Origin of the sequence: Bradyrhizobium valentinum, from assembly GCF_001440405.1 — a bacterium.
In the GTDB taxonomy this organism is placed as follows: domain Bacteria; phylum Pseudomonadota; class Alphaproteobacteria; order Rhizobiales; family Xanthobacteraceae; genus Bradyrhizobium; species Bradyrhizobium valentinum.
Genome location: NZ_LLXX01000232.1, coordinates 1 through 18057, shown reverse-complemented (window position 1 = coordinate 18057; position 18057 = coordinate 1). Strand labels below are relative to the sequence as shown.

Annotated in this window: 16 protein-coding genes and 1 pseudogene; 6 read left to right on the top strand and 11 right to left on the bottom strand. The window is 62.9% G+C overall.

The window, feature by feature from the left end; translation table 11 throughout:
• Positions 1–9 precede the first annotated feature (9 nt).
• Positions 10–288 carry a GlsB/YeaQ/YmgE family stress response membrane protein gene (locus CP49_RS40010; RefSeq protein WP_057855577.1) on the top strand — a complete coding sequence of 93 codons (279 nt, stop codon included), beginning with the start codon at positions 10–12 and terminating at the stop codon, positions 286–288.
• Positions 289–395: 107 nt separating this feature from the next.
• Here CP49_RS40010 and CP49_RS40005 read toward each other — a convergent pair whose 3' ends face one another.
• Positions 396–1178 carry an SDR family NAD(P)-dependent oxidoreductase gene (locus CP49_RS40005; protein WP_057855576.1) on the bottom strand — a complete coding sequence of 261 codons (783 nt, stop codon included), beginning with the start codon at positions 1176–1178 and terminating at the stop codon, positions 396–398.
• Between the two features lie 278 nt (positions 1179–1456).
• Between CP49_RS40005 and CP49_RS40000 the strand changes: the two genes are divergently transcribed.
• Genes CP49_RS40000 through CP49_RS39990 form a run of 3 tightly spaced genes read left to right on the top strand, consistent with a single transcriptional unit; the run spans position 1457 to position 4545 of the window.
• Positions 1457–2524, top strand: coding sequence for an acyl-CoA dehydrogenase family protein (locus CP49_RS40000; RefSeq protein WP_057855609.1), 1068 nt, complete (start codon positions 1457–1459; stop codon positions 2522–2524).
• A gap of 42 nt (positions 2525–2566) precedes the next feature.
• Complete coding sequence (locus CP49_RS39995) at positions 2567–3727, top strand: acyl-CoA dehydrogenase family protein (protein WP_057855575.1); 1161 nt, start codon at positions 2567–2569, stop codon at positions 3725–3727.
• A gap of 17 nt (positions 3728–3744) precedes the next feature.
• Entirely contained in the window at positions 3745–4545 is an 801-nt protein-coding gene (locus CP49_RS39990; RefSeq protein ID WP_057855574.1) for an enoyl-CoA hydratase/isomerase family protein, read from the top strand.
• A gap of 156 nt (positions 4546–4701) precedes the next feature.
• Here CP49_RS39990 and CP49_RS39985 read toward each other — a convergent pair whose 3' ends face one another.
• The 5 genes from CP49_RS39985 to CP49_RS39965 all read right to left on the bottom strand — a co-directional run bounded on the left by CP49_RS39985 (position 4702) and on the right by CP49_RS39965 (position 11896).
• Positions 4702–5466: a VOC family protein gene (locus tag CP49_RS39985; RefSeq protein WP_057855573.1), complete on the bottom strand. Its 765-nt coding sequence runs from the start codon at positions 5464–5466 to the stop codon at positions 4702–4704.
• A gap of 1 nt (position 5467) precedes the next feature.
• Positions 5468–6262, bottom strand: coding sequence for an enoyl-CoA hydratase (locus tag CP49_RS39980; RefSeq protein WP_057855572.1), 795 nt, complete (start codon positions 6260–6262; stop codon positions 5468–5470).
• Positions 6263–6382: 120 nt separating this feature from the next.
• Positions 6383–7549 carry an ABC transporter substrate-binding protein gene (locus tag CP49_RS39975; RefSeq protein ID WP_420807692.1) on the bottom strand — a complete coding sequence of 389 codons (1167 nt, stop codon included), beginning with the start codon at positions 7547–7549 and terminating at the stop codon, positions 6383–6385.
• A gap of 249 nt (positions 7550–7798) precedes the next feature.
• On the bottom strand, positions 7799–11146 hold the full coding sequence (locus CP49_RS39970; protein WP_057855571.1) for an adenylate/guanylate cyclase domain-containing protein: 3348 nt from the start codon (positions 11144–11146) through the stop codon (positions 7799–7801).
• Between the two features lie 336 nt (positions 11147–11482).
• Positions 11483–11896 (bottom strand): VOC family protein, encoded by a 414-nt coding sequence (locus tag CP49_RS39965; RefSeq protein WP_057855570.1) that lies wholly within the window; start codon positions 11894–11896, stop codon positions 11483–11485.
• An 82-nt stretch (positions 11897–11978) separates the two neighbouring features.
• Here CP49_RS39965 and CP49_RS39960 point away from each other — a divergent pair, with 82 nt between their 5' ends.
• Together CP49_RS39960 and CP49_RS39955 are read left to right on the top strand one after the other, a co-directional pair.
• Positions 11979–12767 carry a thermonuclease family protein gene (locus CP49_RS39960; RefSeq protein WP_197423366.1) on the top strand — a complete coding sequence of 263 codons (789 nt, stop codon included), beginning with the start codon at positions 11979–11981 and terminating at the stop codon, positions 12765–12767.
• 97 nt (positions 12768–12864) lie between these two features.
• Positions 12865–14352, top strand: coding sequence for a M48 family metalloprotease (locus tag CP49_RS39955; RefSeq protein WP_245311105.1), 1488 nt, complete (start codon positions 12865–12867; stop codon positions 14350–14352).
• 239 nt (positions 14353–14591) lie between these two features.
• Here the strand turns inward: CP49_RS39955 and CP49_RS39950 are convergent, their stop codons facing one another.
• From CP49_RS39950 to CP49_RS46570, 5 genes and pseudogenes are all read right to left on the bottom strand, one after another.
• On the bottom strand, positions 14592–14906 hold the full coding sequence (locus CP49_RS39950) for a hypothetical protein (RefSeq protein ID WP_156438909.1): 315 nt from the start codon (positions 14904–14906) through the stop codon (positions 14592–14594).
• A 732-nt stretch (positions 14907–15638) separates the two neighbouring features.
• On the bottom strand, positions 15639–16427 hold the full coding sequence (locus tag CP49_RS39945) for a CarD family transcriptional regulator (RefSeq protein WP_082646475.1): 789 nt from the start codon (positions 16425–16427) through the stop codon (positions 15639–15641).
• 416 nt (positions 16428–16843) lie between these two features.
• Positions 16844–17182, bottom strand: coding sequence for a ferredoxin FdxA (fdxA, locus tag CP49_RS39940; RefSeq protein WP_057855567.1), 339 nt, complete (start codon positions 17180–17182; stop codon positions 16844–16846).
• 136 nt (positions 17183–17318) lie between these two features.
• A complete protein-coding gene (locus tag CP49_RS39935) occupies positions 17319–17588 on the bottom strand; it encodes an RNA-binding S4 domain-containing protein (RefSeq protein ID WP_057855566.1) in 270 nt (89 codons plus the stop codon).
• A gap of 94 nt (positions 17589–17682) precedes the next feature.
• A pseudogene (locus CP49_RS46570) lies at positions 17683–18057 on the bottom strand (helicase-related protein); the annotation flags it as partial.

Sequence of the window (18057 nt, the reverse complement as noted above, 5' to 3'; positions counted from 1 at the left end):
GGGACAGCCATGAGCGGCATTATCTGGATCATCGTCGTCGGCTTTGTCGCCGGCATTATCGCGCGGATCCTTTCGCCGGGACAGAACAACCCGACCGGCTTCATCCTGACCACGGTGCTCGGCATCGCCGGCGCGTTTCTGGCAACCTTCATCGGCCAGGCGATCGGCCATTACGGCCCCGAACAGGGCGCCGGCTTCATCACCGCCACCATCGGCGCACTGGTGGTGCTGTTCATCTGGAACAGGCTGGTGGCGCGCGGCGTGATATCGGATCTTGGGAATAGGTGAGGCGGCGCTCTCTCTCCGCCGTCATTGCGAGCGAAGCGAAGCAATCCATAGCGCCGCAAGTGGCGAGGTGGATTGCTTCGTCGCTTGCGCTCCTCGCAATGACGAGATCACAACACCAGATGCATCCCGGCATCCATCCGCACGAACTCGCCGGTCATGTTGCTCGACGCGGGCGACGCCAGGAAGCACACGAGCTGCGCGATATCCTCCGCCGTCGAAGCGACCTTCAGCGGCACTTTCGCCATCACGGCGTCGCGCACCGCCTTGGCGCCGGCCTCGCCGCGGCCCTTGGTGAACCAGGGCGTATCGATATAGCCGGGGCACACCGTATTGACGCGGATCAGCGGCGCCAGCGCGCGCGCCAGTGATTGCGTCATGGTGTTGAGCGCGCCCTTGCTCGCGGCATAGGCGACGGAAGAACCGCCGCCGGAAATGCCGGCGACCGACGACACGTTGACCACGGCGGACGGCAGGCCGGAGGCTTTCGCGCCGGCCTCGAGCAGCGCGCGCGCCGCGCGGATCATCTGGAACGGGCCGATCGTGTTGACGGCGTAGATGCGCTGGAAGTCTTCGGCCGAAAGCCCGTCGAGATCATGATGCGGCACATGCTTGGTGGTGCCGGCATTGTTGACCAGCACATCGATACGGCCCCAGGGCGCTGCGGCAGCGGCGATCTTCCTGCAGTCTTCATCGCGCGACACATCGCCCTGCACGACTATGATTTCGGCGCCGGCGCTGCGGCAGAGATCGGCCGTGGCTTCAGCTTCTGCCTTGCTGTTGGAATAATTGACGACGATGCGCGCGCCGCCCTTTGCCAGCATGCCGGCGGTTGCGGCCCCAAGACCCGAGGCAGACCCGGTGACAATCGCGCACAAACCATCCTTCGACATCCGCATTTCCTTCTGTATCTTTTGGCTGGGTTTCGAACCGCCCGTTCGTAGGTCGAGGCCTACCATATCGCGCGGCAAATGGCGTGCAAACTCGGGAAGTCCGCTCAGCGGAATTTATTCTTTGCCGCGCGATCATCATGCCGCCGTCGCAGGCCGCCCTGCGGACAGCGCTTGTCACGGCTATGGCTTTTGCCCATCATAAAGCGCAAGAAAAAGACCGCAGCCGACCCCGGCATAACCGTTGGGATTGGCATGCCAATCTCAAATCGGGGAACGCTGTGGCGGAGAGTGAGAACATCGTTGCCGAGACCGCGGAAAAAATCTTCGCCGATCTTGCCGACGCCCAAACCATCAATCGCGACAAGAATGGCGAGTGGAAAGCGCCGCTCTGGCAGGCGCTGACGGACGCCGGCCTGCCGCTGGCCTGGGTGCCGGAAGATTGCGGCGGCTCTGGCGCTTCGCTCGCTGAAGGTTTCAGCGTGCTCAGCGCCGCCGGACGCTTTGCGGTCGCGGTGCCGCTCACTGAGACCATGCTGGCAGGCTGGCTGCTGGCGCAGGCCAGGATCGCTTCACCCGGCGGCGAGATGACGGTGGTACCCGCGAGCCCGAAGGACCGGATTACCGTCAACGCCGACGGCAGCCTGTCGGGCAGGGCCCGCGGCGTGCCGTTTGCCAAAGCCGCAAAGCACTTCGCGGTGCTCGCAAGCGATGCGAAGGGTGGCCTCTCGATCGCGCTGGTCGATGCAGCCAAGTGCCGGATCGAGACCGGCCTCAATCTCGGCGGCGACCCGTCGGATGTCGTGACGCTGGACAAGGTGCAGCCGGTCGCGATCAAGCCCGCGCCCAAAGGCTTCGACCAGATCCGGCTGATGCTGATGGGCGGCGTCGCGCGATCCCTGCAGATCGCGGGCGCGCTGGAATCGATGCTGGAAATTTCCGTGCGCTATTCCAACGAGCGCGTCGCCTTCGAAAAGAAGATTTCGAAATTCCAGGCGGTGCAGCACAATCTGGCGCGGCTCGCCGGCGAGTCGGCGGCGGCGCTTGCCGCGGCGACCTCGGCCGCAGACGCCATCGCCAATGCAACCTCCTTCAACGACGAAGTGTTTCTCGAGGCGGTGGCGGCAAAGATCCGCTGCGCGGAAGCGGCGGAAAAAGGCGGCGGCATCGCCCATCAGGTGCATGGCGCGATCGGCTTCACCATCGAGCACATCCTGCATCGCTATTCGCTGCGCGCGCTGGCTTGGCGCGACGATTTCGGTTCCGAAAGCTATTGGGCGGTCGAACTCGGCAAGCTCGTAGCCGCCCGCGGCGCCGATGAATTGTGGCCGCTGGTCGCCTCGCGCTGACATCAACACCGATTTGCCTGGCTTTAGAAGTCGAGACCAACAATGACCGCAGCCCTCCGTTTCGATCCGATCCGCCTGCCGTCCGAATGCGAGCAGTTGCGCAAGGAAGTGCGCGCCTTCCTCGCCGAGGAAATCGCCGCCGGCACCTTCGATCCGCACCAGCCGAACCGCGAAGACACCGACGTGCCGGAGTTCTCCCGCAAGGTCGGCGCGCGCGGCTGGCTCGGCATGACCTGGCCGAAGAAATATGGCGGCCACGAGCGCTCGTTCCTCGAGCGCTATGTGGTGACCGAGGAAATGCGCGTCGCGAACGCGCCGACGCGACGCTTCTTCGTCGCCGACCGGCAGAGCGGCCCGGTGCTGCTGAAATACGCGCCGGAAAATATCAAGATGGACATCCTGCCGCGCATCTGTCGCGGCGAGATCTGCTTTGCGATCGGCATGAGCGAGCCGAACTCCGGCTCCGACCTGTTCGCGGCGAAGACGCGCGCGACCAAGACCGACGGCGGCTATCTGATCAATGGCACCAAGATATGGACCTCCTCGGCCCATATCGCCGACTACATGATCGCGATCTTCCGCACCTCCCCGCCGACGAAAGAGAACCGCCGCCACGGCCTGACGCAATTTCTCGTCAAGATGAAGCAGCCGGGCATTCAGGTGAACCCGATCGGCCAGATCACCGGGCAGTATGAATTCAACGAGGTTGTTTTCACCGACCATTTCATTCCCGACGATCACGTACTCGGCGAAGTCGACGGCGCCTGGAAGCAGGCGACCTCGGAGCTCGCCTATGAACGTTCCGGCCCCGAGCGCTTCCTTGAAACCTATTACGTGCTGACCGAACTGGTCCGCGCCGTCGGCAACAAGCCGGACACCCGCAGCGCCGAGGGCATCGGCCGCCTGGTAGCGCAGGTCCACACCATGCGGCGCATGTCGGTGTCAGTGGCGGGCATGCTGCAGGCCGGCAAGGAGCCGGTGGTCGAGGCGTCGATCGTGAAAGACATCGGCACCATCTGGGAGCAGCAATTGCCCCATCGCGTGCGCGAGCTTGCCGCCTTTGTCGAGGAAACTGCCACCAACCGCGAGACGCTGGAAAAGCAGCTCGACTTCGCCATCAAGACCGCGCCCAAGCTGACGATCCAGGGCGGCACCACCGAAGTGCTGCGCGGCATCATCGCCCGCGGGCTTGGTTTGCGCTAATTCAACGAGGAAACGTGATGAGCAAATACACTGATATCGGCGTCGAGAAGCATGGCCATGTCGGCCTGATCGAGATCCGCAAGCCACCCCTGAACTTCTTCGACGTCTCGCTGATCAACCAGATCGCGGACGCGCTGGAAGAGTTCGACAACGACATCGAAATCCGCGCCTCGGTGCTGGCAGCCCAAGGCAAGGCGTTCTGCGCCGGCGCCGACTTCTCCGATCCGAAGCGGCAGGAGCAGGAAGCGAGTGCGCAGAACGATCCGGCGGCCAATCTGCCGATCAACCATCTCTATGTTCAGGCGGTGCGCATCTTCCGCAACAAGAAGCCGGTCGTCGCGGCCGTCCACGGCGCCGCCATCGGCGGTGGGCTGGGGCTAGCGGTATCGGCCGATTTCCGCGTCACCTGCCCCGAAGCACGCTTCGCCGCCAACTTCACCAAGCTCGGTTTTCATCCGGGTTTTGGCCTGACCACGACGCTTCCCGAACTGGTCGGCAAGAACAATGCGGAACTGATCTTCTACACCAGCCGCCGCGTCACCGGCGAGGAAGCCACAAGGATGGGCCTCGCCAATCTCTGCGTGCCGCAGGATCAGGTGCGTACAGAAGCCATGAAGCTCGCCGCAGAGATCGCCGAATGCTCGCCGCTCGGCCTGATCTCGACCCGCGCCACCATGCGCGCTGGCCTCGCCGACCGCGTGATGGCCGCCACCAACCACGAACTCGCCGAACAGACCAAGCTGCGCGCGACGGAGGATTTCAAGGAAGGCGTGAAGGCCACGGCAGAGCGCCGCGCCGCGAATTTCAAGGGGCGGTGATTTAGCACGAGCCTCTCAACACGTCGTCCCTGCGAACGCAGGGACCCATACGCCGCGGCCTTAGGAAAAGGCAGGCTGGCAGACACCTTGCTACACTGCGAGCACCTGTGGTTATGGGTCCCTGCGTTCGCAGGGACGACCCGTTGATGGATCTCACTACGCCACAAGCCTAAACGTTACCCCGCAAAGATCGAACGCATCGCCGGACGCCTTGCAGCCTCTTGCCTTCGCGGCATCGCGCACTTTCGCGATATTGGCCACCCTGAACGTCAGCCCGCTCATCAGATCGCTGTCTTCCTTAATGAAGCGGAAGCTGGCGTTGGGCAATTTCAGCTCCGGCTCACCTACCGCCCCTGTGCTGACGGCAGTGCCCAAAATCTTCCCCCAATGCTCCGCGAGCCCTTGCGGATCCGGGCTCTGCATCTCGACTTCCTTCAGCGCCAGCGTCACATCCTTGCGGATCGCCTTCTGCCAGTCCGGCCCCGCCGGCGGATAGGGCCCCAGCATATCATCGCTGCCGTCGGTGTGATTGAACTCGATGAACGCAGCGCGGCAATCGCGCGGGTGCAGTTGCACGCCGTGGTAGGGCGCGTGCGTGATCACGTTGGCGGTGCGCACGCCGATCTCGTTGGCGCGCTTGCCGCGCGCGTCGGGATCGTCGCAGCAGAAGATCGCCATGTAGCCGCCGCGGCCGCCGGTCTTGTCGAGAAAGCGCCCCGCCGCGGTGCCCGGCTGGGTCGGCGCCACCACCTCCAGCAAAATGGTGTCGACCGGCAGCAGCGCATTCTCCAGCCCGTATTTCGTGACGTTGCCGTCGCGGTAGCAGACGTTGAGGCCCATGATCCCTGATATATCCGAGATCACCGGCTCCAGATGCGGCGCCACCAGGCAGATCTGCCGCAGCCTGAGATATTCGGCCATATCAATGTCCCTGAAAGATGGGCTTGCGCTTCTCGACAAAGGCTTTTGCCGCTTCCTTGTGGTCGGCCGTGTCGCCGGAGCGCGAGTGGTGGATGGCTTCGGCGTCGAAGCAGGCTTCCAGCGACATCGTCTCGGCGTTGTTGATGTTGCGCTTGATGTAGCCCAGCGTCACCGACGGTCCTTGCGCCAGCGACATCGCAAGATCGTGCGCCTCGGCGTCGATGTCGGCGTCGGGCACTACCTTGGTCACCATGCCGAGGTTGTAGGCCTCCTGCGCCGACAGCACCGGCGACATCAGATAAAGCTCGCGCGCCTTGGCGCCGCCGAGCATCTGGGTCAGGAAATAGGTGCCGCCGTAATCGCCTGACAATCCGACCTTGGCGAAAGCTGTGGTGATCTTGCAGGAGGCGCTGGCGATGCGCATGTCGCAGGACAGCGCGATCGAGAGCCCGGCGCCAGCGGCGGCGCCATCGAGCTGCGCCACCACCGGCTTCGGCATCTGGTGCAGGATGCGGGAAACTTCCATGCCGCGGCGCAGATTGGCCATCTTGGCCTCGAAGCCGAGCGGCGCCCTGCCCTCCGCCATAGATTTGACGTCGCCGCCGACACAGAACGTGCCGCCCGCGCCCTTGATCAGCACCGCCCGCACCTCGTGATCCTCAGCCGCGCGCCGCGCCGCCTCCACCAGTCCGCGCGTCATGTCCGGGTTGAGCGCATTGCGGCGGTCGGGGCGGTTCATGGTGATGGTGAGCAAGCCCTGTTCGAGCTTCTGGAGGACCATTTCGTTTGCGCTCATGTGTCGTGCTTTCGTTGTTGTTGGTTGGTTACTCCGTCATTCCGGGGCGATGCGAAGCATCGAACCCGGAATCTCGAGATTCCGGGTCTGGTCCTTCGGACCATCCCGGAATGACGGTGTTTATTTCTTCACCAGCGGACAGCGCGAGGCTTCCAGCGGCTGGAACGACTCGCTGCCGGGGATGGTGGCCAGGAGCTTGTAATAGTCCCAGCGCGCCTTCGATTCAGACGGCTTCTTGACCTCGAACAGATACATGTCGTGCACCATGCGGCCGTCCTCGCGGATCTTGCCGTTTTTGGCGAACATGTCGTTGACCGGCGTCTCCTTCATGACCTTCATGACCACGGCCGCATCCGTGGTGCCCGCGGCCTTGACAGCTTTCAGGTAATGCAGGACCGACGAATAGACACTGGCCTGCGCCGCGGTCGGCGGCCGCTTGACGCGCTCCATGAAGCGTTTTGAGAACGCGCGGGTGTCGTCGTTAAGGTCCCAATAGAAGGCTTCGGCAAGCAGGAGACCCTGCGCCGTCTCCAACCCGACGCTGTCGATATCGGTAACGAAGGCGAGCAGCGGCGAGAGCTTTTGGCCGCCGCTCCTGGTCAGACCAAATTCCGCCGCCTGCTTGATCGCGTTAATGGTGTCGCCGCCGGCATTGGCAAGGCCGACGACCTTCGCCTTCGAACTCTGCGCCTGCAGCAGGAACGAGGAGAAGTCCGAGGTGTTGAGCGGATGCTTGACGCTGCCGAGCACCTTGCCGCCGGCCTTTGCCACCACGTTGGTGGTATCCTTTTCAAGGTCCTGGCCGAAGGCATAATCGGCGGTGAGGAAGAACCAGGTCTCAAAACCTGATTTGACGGTGGCGAGCCCGGTGACGTTGGCCTGCGCAAAGGTGTCGTAGGAGTAATGCACGGTGTAGGGGCCGCAGGCCTCGTTGCTGAGGCGGATCGAGGCCGGGCCGCTATACATCACGATCTTGTTGCGCGCTTTCGCAATCTCGCCGGCGGCAAGCGCGGTCGCGGACGCCGCCACGTCGTACAGCATCTCGACACCCTGATTGTCGAGCATGTCGCGCGCGATGCTGGCGGCAAGGTCGGCCTTGTTGAGATGATCCGCCGCAACGATCTCGACCTTGCGTCCCAGCACCTCGCCGCCAAAATCCTCCACCGCCATCTTCGCCGCGGTCTCGCTGCCCGGTCCGGTGATATCAGCGTAAAGCCCGGACATGTCGAGGATGCCGCCAAGCTTGAGCGGCGGCTTGCCCTGCGCCAGCGCCGCACTCGCCGACATCGCCAGTACCACAGCGACAATGCCCGTTGCTGCTCTCTTCACGGAAGCCTCCCTGTTCACGCGCCACATTGCCTGCGGCTTTGAATTCTGCTCGCCGCGATCATGCCGCATGGGTTCAACAGCGGCAAGGCGCAGACGTTTTCCGTTAAACGGAATGATCCGGTAGGATGGGTGAGCGCAGCGATACCCATCAATCGCCGCCTGTAGGAGCGATGGGTATCGCTTCGCTCAACCCATCCTACACACTCATCAGGTGCCGGGCCGTGCCACTTGTCCACGCTTGAGCAAGGTTTCCGCCTCTTCGATTTCGGGCAGATCTCGCTCCGTGTCGAAATCAACAAGAACTGGTGCAAGCACCTCGGGTATTGCCTCGGCTCGCCCGTTTGCACAGTAGAGGCGCGCAAGTCCAACTGCGCTGCGTAGCTCAAAAGTCTTCGTCCGTTGGATTCGGGCGATTTCCAGGGCTCTGCTGAAGGCGTCTTCGGCCATCGAAACGCCCGGTGGGTCGACACGCAACAGGAGCTCGCCCTGGCTGCGATGCAGCTCGGCATCGAGCCAATGCTGGCCGGATTGCTCCGTCCACGCGATCAACTCCTGCAAAATTTCCAACCCGCTCTCAGCTTGCCCGGCCTCCGCATTCGCCACCGCAACCTGCATCCCCCAAAACGGTTCACAGAGGTAGCAGTCATTCTCGTGAAGTAATGTCCAGCCCCGTTGCATTTCCGAAAGCCCACCTATCCGGTCGCCGGCGCGCCACTTTGCCAGGCCGTTCAGGTAGCTGCCGGCGGCTATATACAACGGCATCGTGTGCTCGCGCGCGAGGCCGAGAGCCAGTATAGTCTCTGTTTCCTGCAACATGCCCCCGCATAGGCCATCGAAGACCGCCTTGTGAACGAGGGCATTGGCTTGAGAAAGCGCCGGCCTATTTGCGGTGGCGCGTACCGCTTCGGCAGCGAGCCGGCGCGATCGATCAATCGTGCCGAGCGGCCAAAGCACCAGGGCAAGAAACCTCTTGATGACGAAAGGCAGGTCCAGCGCCGATGCCTTGAAGGTCGCTGGATCAGGCTCAGCCTCATAGATCGCAAGCGCGCGCTCGAGATGCAGTCGCGCGTTGAGGTAATCGCCGCCGAACCAGCAGGTTACCCCGGCTGTAGAGTGTGCGACGACCGCGGCCACCGGCGATTCCGGTCGCTGCCTGGCGACGCCCATGACTGCCTCCGTCAACTCCCGCATCGGCGCGATCTCGCCATGCGTCAGGCAGGCGTTGAACAGGCCCGCATGGATCGGCGCCAGTTCGACCGGATCATTGATGTCGGCTGCGAACTGTCGGGCGCGCTTCCAGGCTGCAACCGTTTCGGGAGCGCTGTGACCAAGGCTGCCCCGCAGCGCGCGGCCATAGGCGATTTGAAGATGGAGCCGGTTCATGGTCCGGCCCGGCTCATCGGGCAAGCCATCGGCGAGCGCAACCGCCTTGCCGAGATGTGCGATTGCTTCTGTGTATGCCGAGCGCTTCAGCGCCTGCTGACCCGCCTTGCGCCACCACTCGAGGGCTATTCTGCTCAGCCCCGCTTCCGTGAAGTGATATGCCAGCAGTTCCGGCTCGATCTCAGCGATGCTCGGAAACGTCTCACGCAGGACATCGCCGATTTGCCGGTGGAGCAGTTGCCGGCGGCTCTTGAGCAGACTCTCGTAAGCTGCTTCCTGAACGAGCGCATGCTTGAAGCTGTAGTTCGCTTCCGGCGGCGTGCCGCGGCGCAATAGCAGTTCCGCCTCTTCAAGCTGCGTCAGCGCGGCGCACAGCGTCAGATCATCGCGCCCCGCTACACATCGCAGCAGCGTGTATGAGAAGTCGCGGCCGATGGCAGCGCCTATCTGTGCCACTTCCTTGACCGGCGCCAGCCGGTCAAGCCGCGCCATCAGCGAGTCCTGCAGCGTCGCGGGAATGGCAAGCGGCGGCAGCGGACTATCGAGGCGATAGCGCCCGGCATTTTGCACCAGCAACCCGGACTCCAGCACCATCTTGGTCAATTCTTCCACGAATAGCGGGACACCATCCGTCCTGTCGATGATTTGCGCCATCATTTCGCGAGGCAGTTGTCGACCGGCGGTCACCTGCTCGACCAACGCGCGCGTGTCCTGCCGGTCAAGCCGATCGAGCTGCAGCAGACTGACGTTGGCAAGACCCGCCCAAGGCGGCTCGAACTCAGGCCGGAAGGTCATGAGCACGAGTATCGGCAGTCCCCTGATCCGGTCGACGGTAAGATCGAACAGTTCAAGCGACGTGGCATCAGCCCAATGCATGTCCTCGCAGACAATCAACACAGGTTGCTGCCGCGCCAAACCCTCAAGCTGGTCGAGAAGGGCAGCAAAGGTCTGTCGCCGCTGTTGCACCGGACTCAAGCCGAGCGGCGGATAGCGCTCGCCGGTTGGAATCGAAAGCAGCGCGGCGATGAGCGGTGTCGCATTAGCGACCTGGTCCGTTCCAAGCGCGAGCATTGCCTCAAGCTTGTCGAGCTTTTGCTCGGATGTATCCTGTGACCCGATGCCGGCAGCGCGCTCGAGCTGGGCGACAAAGGGATGGAGCGCGCTGTTGGTGTGGTAGGGCGAGCACTGATACCGTATCCGGCGGTGCGTCCCCAACGCCAAGCTCTCGGAGAGCGTTGCAACAATGCGCGATTTGCCGATCCCGGCCTCGCCGGAAATCAGCACCAATTGGCCCTGACCCTGCCACGCCAATTGCTGGCGCGAGAGCGCGAATTCGATCTCTGCCTTGCGGCCGACAAAGCCCATCGAGCGCGCGGTACGCACCGCCTCGAAGCGGCTCTCCGATGCAGCTCCACCTTCGACCGCCCAGACCGCGATGGGTTCGGCGATGCCCTTGACCTCCCGGAAGCCGAGGTTGCGAAAAATGAATAGATCGCCAAGCAGCTCGCGCGTCGAAGCAGCAACGACGACCGCCCCCGGCTCCGCGAGGCCCTGGAGCCGGGCAGCGACGTTCGGAGTATCGCCGACCATTGCCTGTTGCTCCGACGCGCCTCCGCTGATGAGGTCGCCCACCACCACCAGCCCGGTCGCGATCGCGATCCGCACCTTGACCCGTTCCGAGCGCGTTTCAAGCGGTCCTACCGCGGCGATGATGTCGAGCCCCGCTCGCACGGCGCGCTCCGCGTCATCCTCGTGGGCGCGGGGATAGCCGAAATAGGCGAGTATCCCGTCGCCAACAAACCTTGCGAGACTGCCGTCGTAAGTGGCAATCACCCTCGCGCAGGCGGCCCGATAGGCGCGGATCACCTCCCACATGTCCTCGGGATCGAGGCGAGCCGAGAGCGCAGTCGAGCCTACCAGATCGCAGAACATGACGGTGAGGTGGCGTCGCTCGGCATCATGCCGAAGCGCCGGCTCGGCGACCAGTTCGCCTTGATTGAGTTCGGCGATCGCGCGCAGCATTTTACGTCGATGGCCGAGCAGAACCCCGAGCCTGTCGAAGTCCTGGTCCGTCAGTTCGGGAAGGACACTAAGATCGATCCCGTTCTCGGCAAAACGTAGCGCGTATTGTTCAAGCCCAAGCTTCTCGAGCCAGTTTGAAATCTGCTGCATTGGCTCCACCGGAATGTGTGGTTGACAGCAGGCCGAATGTTGGGCCACGGCGACGAAAACTTATCCCAATGTCCCTCAGATGGCACACCTTGATGCAGCAGTTTGACTGCGATTAGCTCTCTATTTCTTGCGCAAGCGGTGCTCGGCTACGGTGCTCGCTACCAAGCAGCGCATGACATGATGACGACAACTGGATCTTGATGCGCGCGCGATTTGCAGCGAGCAGCGTTGCACAACCAGTGTGTAGGATGGGTGGAGCGAAGCGATACCCATCAATTGCCGTTTGTGAGAGCGATGGGTATCGCTTCGCTCCACCCATCCTACACACTGCGTGAACTACCCCAACAATCCCTTCCCCGGCACATGATTGAGCTCGAGCCTTATGCCATCGGGATCCTCGAACAGGATCGAGTAATATCCCGGCGCCCACTGGTCCTCGCGCGGCGCGCGGATAATCTTGGCGCCGAGCGTCTGGAGGAAACCGTGCAGCTCATCGACGTCGGCGCGCTCGCGGGCGCGGAAGCAGAGGTGATGCAGGCCGACGCGCTTCTGCTCGAACGCCGCGCCTTCATGCTCGGCCGATGGCGCGCTGATACCGACCGCGGTGCGGCCGCCGACGCAGTAGTAGGTCGTATCTGTATCGATGACCGGCTTCAGGCCGAGAAACGGCAGCAGCTTGCGATAAAAATCGCGGGAGCGTTCGTAATTCGAGGCGGTGAGAAAAATATGTGCAATGCCGTTGACTTCCATGGTCTCCCCCTGCGCGGCAATCTCTGGTAGCAATGGCGTTGCTATCGAGCATACAGGAACAAGCGGGGCAGAGAGCAGCGTTATGACCCGTCCGGCATGGCGTTGCCGCGCTTCGCTTCCGGCATGCGCCGCATCACTTCTGGTGCTGGCCTCCATGGGGTGGGCCGACGCCGCCGATTGCGTGCTTGAGCCGCAGGGCGAAGGGCGTGTCGTCGCGGTGGCCGATGTGCACAGCTTTCGCCTCGAGGACGGCCGCGAAGTGCGCCTCGCCGGCATCGAGCGCGCTGGAACCGATGGGGTAAGTGGCAGAGCAGCATTGTCCGCTATCGCCGGCGGGCGCGACGTGACGCTGCATGGCGAAGCCGACATGCCGGATCGCTATGGCCGCCAGGCCGCCTTTGTGTTCGTGACAGGATCGGAACACTCGGTGCAAAGCGAGTTGCTGCGCCGCGGCGAAGTATTGGTTTCGACCGATATAGCCGACAAAAATTGCGCTGCGGCACTGGCGGCGGCCGAGGCGACCGCACGGCAGGGCAAATTGGGCATTTGGGGTGAAACCACCGCCATAAAAAACGCGGAAAGTCCGGGCGATATTCTGGCCGCGATTGGGCAGTTTACGTTGGTCGAGGGCAGAGTGCTGTCCGTTCGGCAGGCGGGGGCAACCACCTACCTGAATTTCGGTCGGAACTGGACACAGGACTTTGCTGCGACTATTTCAAGGCGCGTCATACCGGCGTTCGAGAACGCCGGCCTTGGACCTAAGTCGCTCGAAAATCGACGGATTCGTGTCCGCGGCGTCGTCTCGTCACGGGGAGGACCACGGATCGAGTTGTTCCGGGTGGGGCAGATCGAGGTGCTGGGCGGGAAATAGTGCTTGATCCGAAGACTGGGCACCGGTTTTCGCTGGATCAAGTGCAAAAAGAGGGATGAGATCACGATCCAAATCGGATCGTGATCCAGTGGCTGATTTGACGCATCGTGCACAACGGCGCGAGGGGAACACGGGCTGCCGCCTTCTGGCTGCGCCGGCGCTTTTGTGCGCCGCGCTCACGCTTTCTTCCTGTGGAAATCTCGGAAAGCTCGAGACCCCCGCGCCGACGGTTGCGGCGCCGAAGCCGAGCCGCATCGTCGCGCAGACGCCCGCGAGCGAACGCGAACATGAGCGCATTCTCGCCTCTTATGGCGGCGCCTATGACGATCCGAAGCTCGCCACCCTGATCGGCAAGACCGTCGACCGGCTGGTCGCGGCCTCCGACCGGCCTGACCAGGCCTACCGGGTGACCATCCTCAATTCCGGCGCGGTGAACGCCTTCGCACTGCCGACCGGCCAGCTCTATGTGACGCGCGGGCTGGTGGCGCTTGCCAGCGACACCTCGGAATTGTCCTCGGTGCTGAGCCATGAAATGGCGCATGTGCTGGCCAAGCATGCCTCGATCCGGGAGGACCAGGCGCGGCAGGCGGCCGTGGTGACCCGTGTCGTCACCGACATGAGCAACGACCCCGATCTGACGGCGCTGGCGCTGGCGAAAACGAAGCTGACGATGGCGAGCTTCTCGCGCGCGCAGGAATTCGAAGCCGACGGCATCGGCGTCGGCATTGCGGCCCGCGCGCGTTTCGATCCCTATGGCGCGGCGCGATTCCTCGCCGCGATGGAACGCAACGCGGCGCTGAAAGCCGGCAAAACCTCGCTCGATCCGCGCGCGCAGGATTTCCTGTCCTCGCATCCGGCAACGCCCGAGCGCGTGCAGAACGCGCAAGCCAGCGCCCGGCAATACACCTCTCCGCAGAACGGCGAGCGCGACCGCGAGACCTACCTCGCCGCGATCGATAACATTGTCTACGGCGAGGACCCCAGCGAAGGTTTCGTGCGCGGCCGGCGGTTCCTGCATCCCAAGCTCGGCTTCACCTTTGCAGCGCCCGAAACGTTCACGCTGGATAACACCGCGCAGGCCGTGATCGGCGTGCGCGACGGCGGCACGCAGGCGATGCGCTTCGACGTGGTGCGCGTGCCGGCCGAACAGTCGCTTGCCGATTATCTCAATTCCGGCTGGATGGAAGGCGTCGACAAGGGCTCGACCGAAGACCTCATGATCAACGGTTTCCCAGTGGCTTCGGCTTCTGCGAACGGCGACCAGTGGCAGTTCAAGGTCTTTGCGTTGCGTTACGGCAGCGACGTCTACCGCTTCATCTTCGCCGCCAAGCAGCGCAACACCGAAAGCGAGCGCAATGCGCGCGAGACCGTCAACTCGTTCCGCCGCCTGACGCTCGACGAAATCCAGGCCGCGCGCCCGCTGCGCATCAAGGTCATCACGGTGCAGCCCGGCGATACCGTGGAATCCCTCTCCCATCGCATGACCGGCGTCGACCGCCCGGCCGAACGCTTCCGCATCCTCAACGGCCTCGACCAGCACGCCCAGGTCAAGCCGCGCGATCGCGTGAAGATCGTGGTGGATTGAGGCGCGGACACTCGCTACCTCGTCATTGCGAGCGCAAGCGAAGCAATCCACGGCCGAGCAAACGGTGTGGATTGCTTCGTCGCTTCAGCGCAAAATTGCTTTGCAATTTTGTCGCGAGCTCCCTTGCGCAAACGCTTCGCGTTTGTCGTAGGCAATGACGTGGAGAGAGCGACATAGCCACCGCGTCGTCCTCGCCTAAGCAGGCGACGACGTGTTGAGAAAGTTCGTACAATCTAAATCTACTCGGTAATCACGCGCGCGCGCCAACGCGCCTCGAAACTATTGGCCTCGAAACTATTGGCATCGTCGAGCAGCCGCGCCTGTGCATCCATGGGGTCGCTACGTATGTCCGTGGCGGCGACGACGGGCACCGCGACGACTTTGGCTTGCGCGGGCGCTGCATCGGCTTTCGCTTGCGCCGGCGCCTTCGCAGGCCACTGCAACAATGATTTCGAGATCACGGTCTTGCCGGCGTACCAGCATTTTCGGCCGTCGATCAGGCGCCAGGACCAATGCCCTTGCGCTTTCGCCGGCCGCGCGACACTGCATTCCATGGCCTTTGCGTTTGCAGCGCCAACCGGCGCGAAAGCAGCCATGCAAGCGACGACAAGGACTGGCGGAATTTGTCTGTTCATTGAACACCCCTGCGGTTCAATTAGACGCGGACGGGAGCCTCTCTTTTAATTTTGGTCACAAATGGCCGAAAATTTGGCCACATTCCGGGCGAACGGCGGCACGATGGGTTGAGGCAAGGTACCACCACTCGAGTGCGAGCGACTTGTCAGCTTCGCTGAAGGCGGAAGCAATCCAACGTCCCGCAAATCAGGGTGGATGGCTTCGGCGCGGAGCCGTTTATCGGAGGCGCGATCGCGCGACCGAATGGCGTAAAGCGACACGTTATTCAGGAACATATCCAGATGATCGCTGCCGCAATCGGGACGCCCAAGCCAAGTGCGCCGACAATTGCCAGGGCGAACTCGGAAAGCAGATTTGCTTGGGGTCGTGCATCAGGAAACGACATGGCGTTACTCCCTGGAGCCCCTGCGAGCCTTGGCTCGCCCCCCGGATGAACCATCAACCGCCCTCGGGCCGAGGCCTTGGCGACTGATCCGAGATGCTGAGCCGGTATGGTTAACAAAAGGCTAACAGGCGGCGTGAACTGTCCGCGGCCTCTTTGCAGGTTATGGCGCGCGTCCGGAGGAAGTGCTCGCTTGCGGGCGCAACCCAGCAAAAAGCCCGGTCTGGCGACCGGGCTTTTCGTTTCAATCCCTGGAATTGGGATCCTTTCAGGCAGCCTCATCCGCCACGGCAGCGTCATCACCGTCGGCTTCGACATCAGCCTCGTCGGCTTCGCCGTCAGCCCCGGTTGCCTCGGCCTTGGCGCCGCGGCGCGGGCTCTTGGCGAGCTGGCTCTCGATTTCCTTGACCGCTTCGGTCTCCGTCGAATGCTGGACCACGGCGATTTCGCGCGACAGCCGATCGAGCGCGGCTTCATAGAGCTGGCGTTCGCTGTAGGACTGTTCGGGCTGCGATTCCGAACGGTAGAGATCGCGGACCACTTCGGCGATCGCGACGATGTCGCCCGAATTGATCTTCGCTTCGTATTCCTGCGCCCGGCGCGACCACATCGTGCGCTTGACGCGCGCGCGGCCCTTGAGGGTTTCCAGCGCCTTCTTGACCAGCGCCGGCTCGGACAGCTTGCGCATGCCGACATTGGCGACCTTGGCGGTCGGCACGCGGAGCGTCATCTTGTCCTTCATGAAATTGATCACGAACAGCTCGAGCTTGGCGCCCGCGATCTCCTGCTCCTCGATGGCCAGGATCTGGCCAACGCCGTGGGCGGGATAGACCACGAATTCATTGGCCTTGAAGCCCTGACGCTGGGTCACGACCTTCTTCGGCTCCTCGACGCGCGGCGCGGCGGCGGCCGGCTTGACGGGAGCCTTCGGCGCAACGGCGGCTTTCGGGGGCGCAGCCTTCACAGGGGCCTTCACTGGAGCTTTGGCAGCAACTTTCGACGCAGTGGTCTTCGAACCCGTCGCTTTCGCGGCAGTCTTGGCAGTCTTTTCTGGCATTGCGCTTCTTTTGTTCTTTGAGGACTTTGTGGCCGCAACCTTCCTGGCGACCTTTACGGTTGCCTTGGCACGGCCTTTGGTTGCGCTGCGGCTGGCCGGAGCGGCTTTTTTCGTGGTCTTGGAAGCACTCTTTTTACGCGTTTTCTGTGACACAGCCTGCGCGCGGAACTGCCACGCCCCTGTTCGATGTTTTTACGGGTAACCCACCGGGGCCAAATGGTACGCATGGCCAGGTTCGGCTTGTAATGTGCCCAATATAGCACATTTTCCGCAAAAATCAATGATTTACGCCCGGTTCCGGACCTTTACGGGGCCGTTTCCGTCATAAGACCGCTAACAGGGTTAAATCCGCGAGGCTGATTCGGTTCAGATTGGGGCGGAAAACAGGCTCAATGAGCCCTTAACTTATCCACAGGCTAATCGCCGGTGCCGGGTTCCTTGGAAAAATATTTCTCGAACTTGCCTTCCACACCTTCGAATTCTTTCGCGTCGGTCGGCGCTTCCTTCTTCTGGGTGATGTTGGGCCAGCTCTTGGCGTACTCGGTGTTGACCTCGAGCCACTTCTCCAGGCCGGGCTCGGTGTCCGGCTTGATGGCGTCGGCGGGACATTCGGGTTCGCAGACGCCGCAGTCGATGCATTCGTCGGGATGGATGACCAGCATGTTCTCGCCCTCGTAGAAGCAGTCGACGGGGCAGACTTCAACGCAGTCGGTATATTTGCATTTGATGCAGGCTTCAGTGACGACGTAAGTCATCCAGGGCTCCGAACAAGGCTCCGAAACGGATCAGTTTTCCGGGGTTGGCGTAGCGCATGCGGTGCGCTGCCGCAAGGGAAGCGGCGGGCCTCTAGCGGCCGTTTTTCAGGCGTCCCTGCGAGCCAAATGCAGATAGTTATTGTTTGACGTTCTGCAAATCATCGTAGAGCACGCGCGCGGCCGCAGCATCGCCCCGCCGCTCGGAAAATCCCACCACTTTGAGAATGCGCACGCTGCGATCGAGCCCGATCGTCAAGACGTCGCCGATCTTCACCGAGTGGCCGGGCGCCGTTTCGCGCACGCCGTTGATGCGCACATGACCGGCTTCGACGAGGGCGGCAGCCGAGGTGCGGGCCTTCACCACCCGCGCGTGCCACAGCCATTTATCGAGACGCTGGCGCTCCAACGACCTTCCCGTAGTCTATTTTTGACGCGTCTTCTTGAACGCGAACCGGTACCCCCCCGGATCAAGTCCGGGGCAGGCTTTCGCTCGAAAACGCTTACTCCTTGCGGTTGCCCGCAAGCTGTTCCTTCAGCGCCGCCAGTTTTGCAAATGGCGAATTGGGATCGACCGGACGATCGCGATCGCGCGGGCTCGCACTGGTTGCCCATTGACGGTGCGAGGGGCCGCTCTCGCGTTTGTCGCGGCCGCCCTTGTCGCGGCCGCCGAAATCACGGCCGCCACGCTCGCCCTTGTCGCGACCACCACCCTTGTTGCGGTCGCCCTTGTTGCGATCGAACTTGTCGCGGCGGTTGTCATTGTCGCGGCCTTTGCCCGCGAAGCGCTCGCGGCCGGGACGATCCTGACGCGTCTCCTGGCGCGCCTCAGCCGCCGGTGCGCCCTCTGCCGCCGGCGCCGCGGTGGCCTCCGCCGG

Bases quoted from the DNA above. Each gene is read 5' to 3' on its own strand.
- CP49_RS40010 (WP_057855577.1), top strand. From the start codon at position 10: ATGAGCGGCATTATCTGGATCATCGTCGTCGGCTTTGTCGCCGGCATT.
- CP49_RS40005 (WP_057855576.1), bottom strand. From the start codon at position 1,178: ATGTCGAAGGATGGTTTGTGCGCGATTGTCACCGGGTCTGCCTCGGGT.
- CP49_RS39995 (WP_057855575.1), top strand. From the start codon at position 2,567: ATGACCGCAGCCCTCCGTTTCGATCCGATCCGCCTGCCGTCCGAATGC.
- CP49_RS39990 (WP_057855574.1), top strand. From the start codon at position 3,745: ATGAGCAAATACACTGATATCGGCGTCGAGAAGCATGGCCATGTCGGC.
- CP49_RS39985 (WP_057855573.1), bottom strand. From the start codon at position 5,466: ATGGCCGAATATCTCAGGCTGCGGCAGATCTGCCTGGTGGCGCCGCAT.
- CP49_RS39980 (WP_057855572.1), bottom strand. From the start codon at position 6,262: ATGAGCGCAAACGAAATGGTCCTCCAGAAGCTCGAACAGGGCTTGCTC.
- CP49_RS39975 (WP_420807692.1), bottom strand. From the start codon at position 7,549: ATGTCGGCGAGTGCGGCGCTGGCGCAGGGCAAGCCGCCGCTCAAGCTT.
- CP49_RS39970 (WP_057855571.1), bottom strand. From the start codon at position 11,146: ATGCAGCAGATTTCAAACTGGCTCGAGAAGCTTGGGCTTGAACAATAC.
- CP49_RS39965 (WP_057855570.1), bottom strand. From the start codon at position 11,896: ATGGAAGTCAACGGCATTGCACATATTTTTCTCACCGCCTCGAATTAC.
- CP49_RS39960 (WP_197423366.1), top strand. From the start codon at position 11,979: ATGACCCGTCCGGCATGGCGTTGCCGCGCTTCGCTTCCGGCATGCGCC.
- CP49_RS39950 (WP_156438909.1), bottom strand. From the start codon at position 14,906: ATGGAATGCAGTGTCGCGCGGCCGGCGAAAGCGCAAGGGCATTGGTCC.
- CP49_RS39945 (WP_082646475.1), bottom strand. From the start codon at position 16,427: ATGCCAGAAAAGACTGCCAAGACTGCCGCGAAAGCGACGGGTTCGAAG.
- fdxA (WP_057855567.1), bottom strand. From the start codon at position 17,182: ATGACTTACGTCGTCACTGAAGCCTGCATCAAATGCAAATATACCGAC.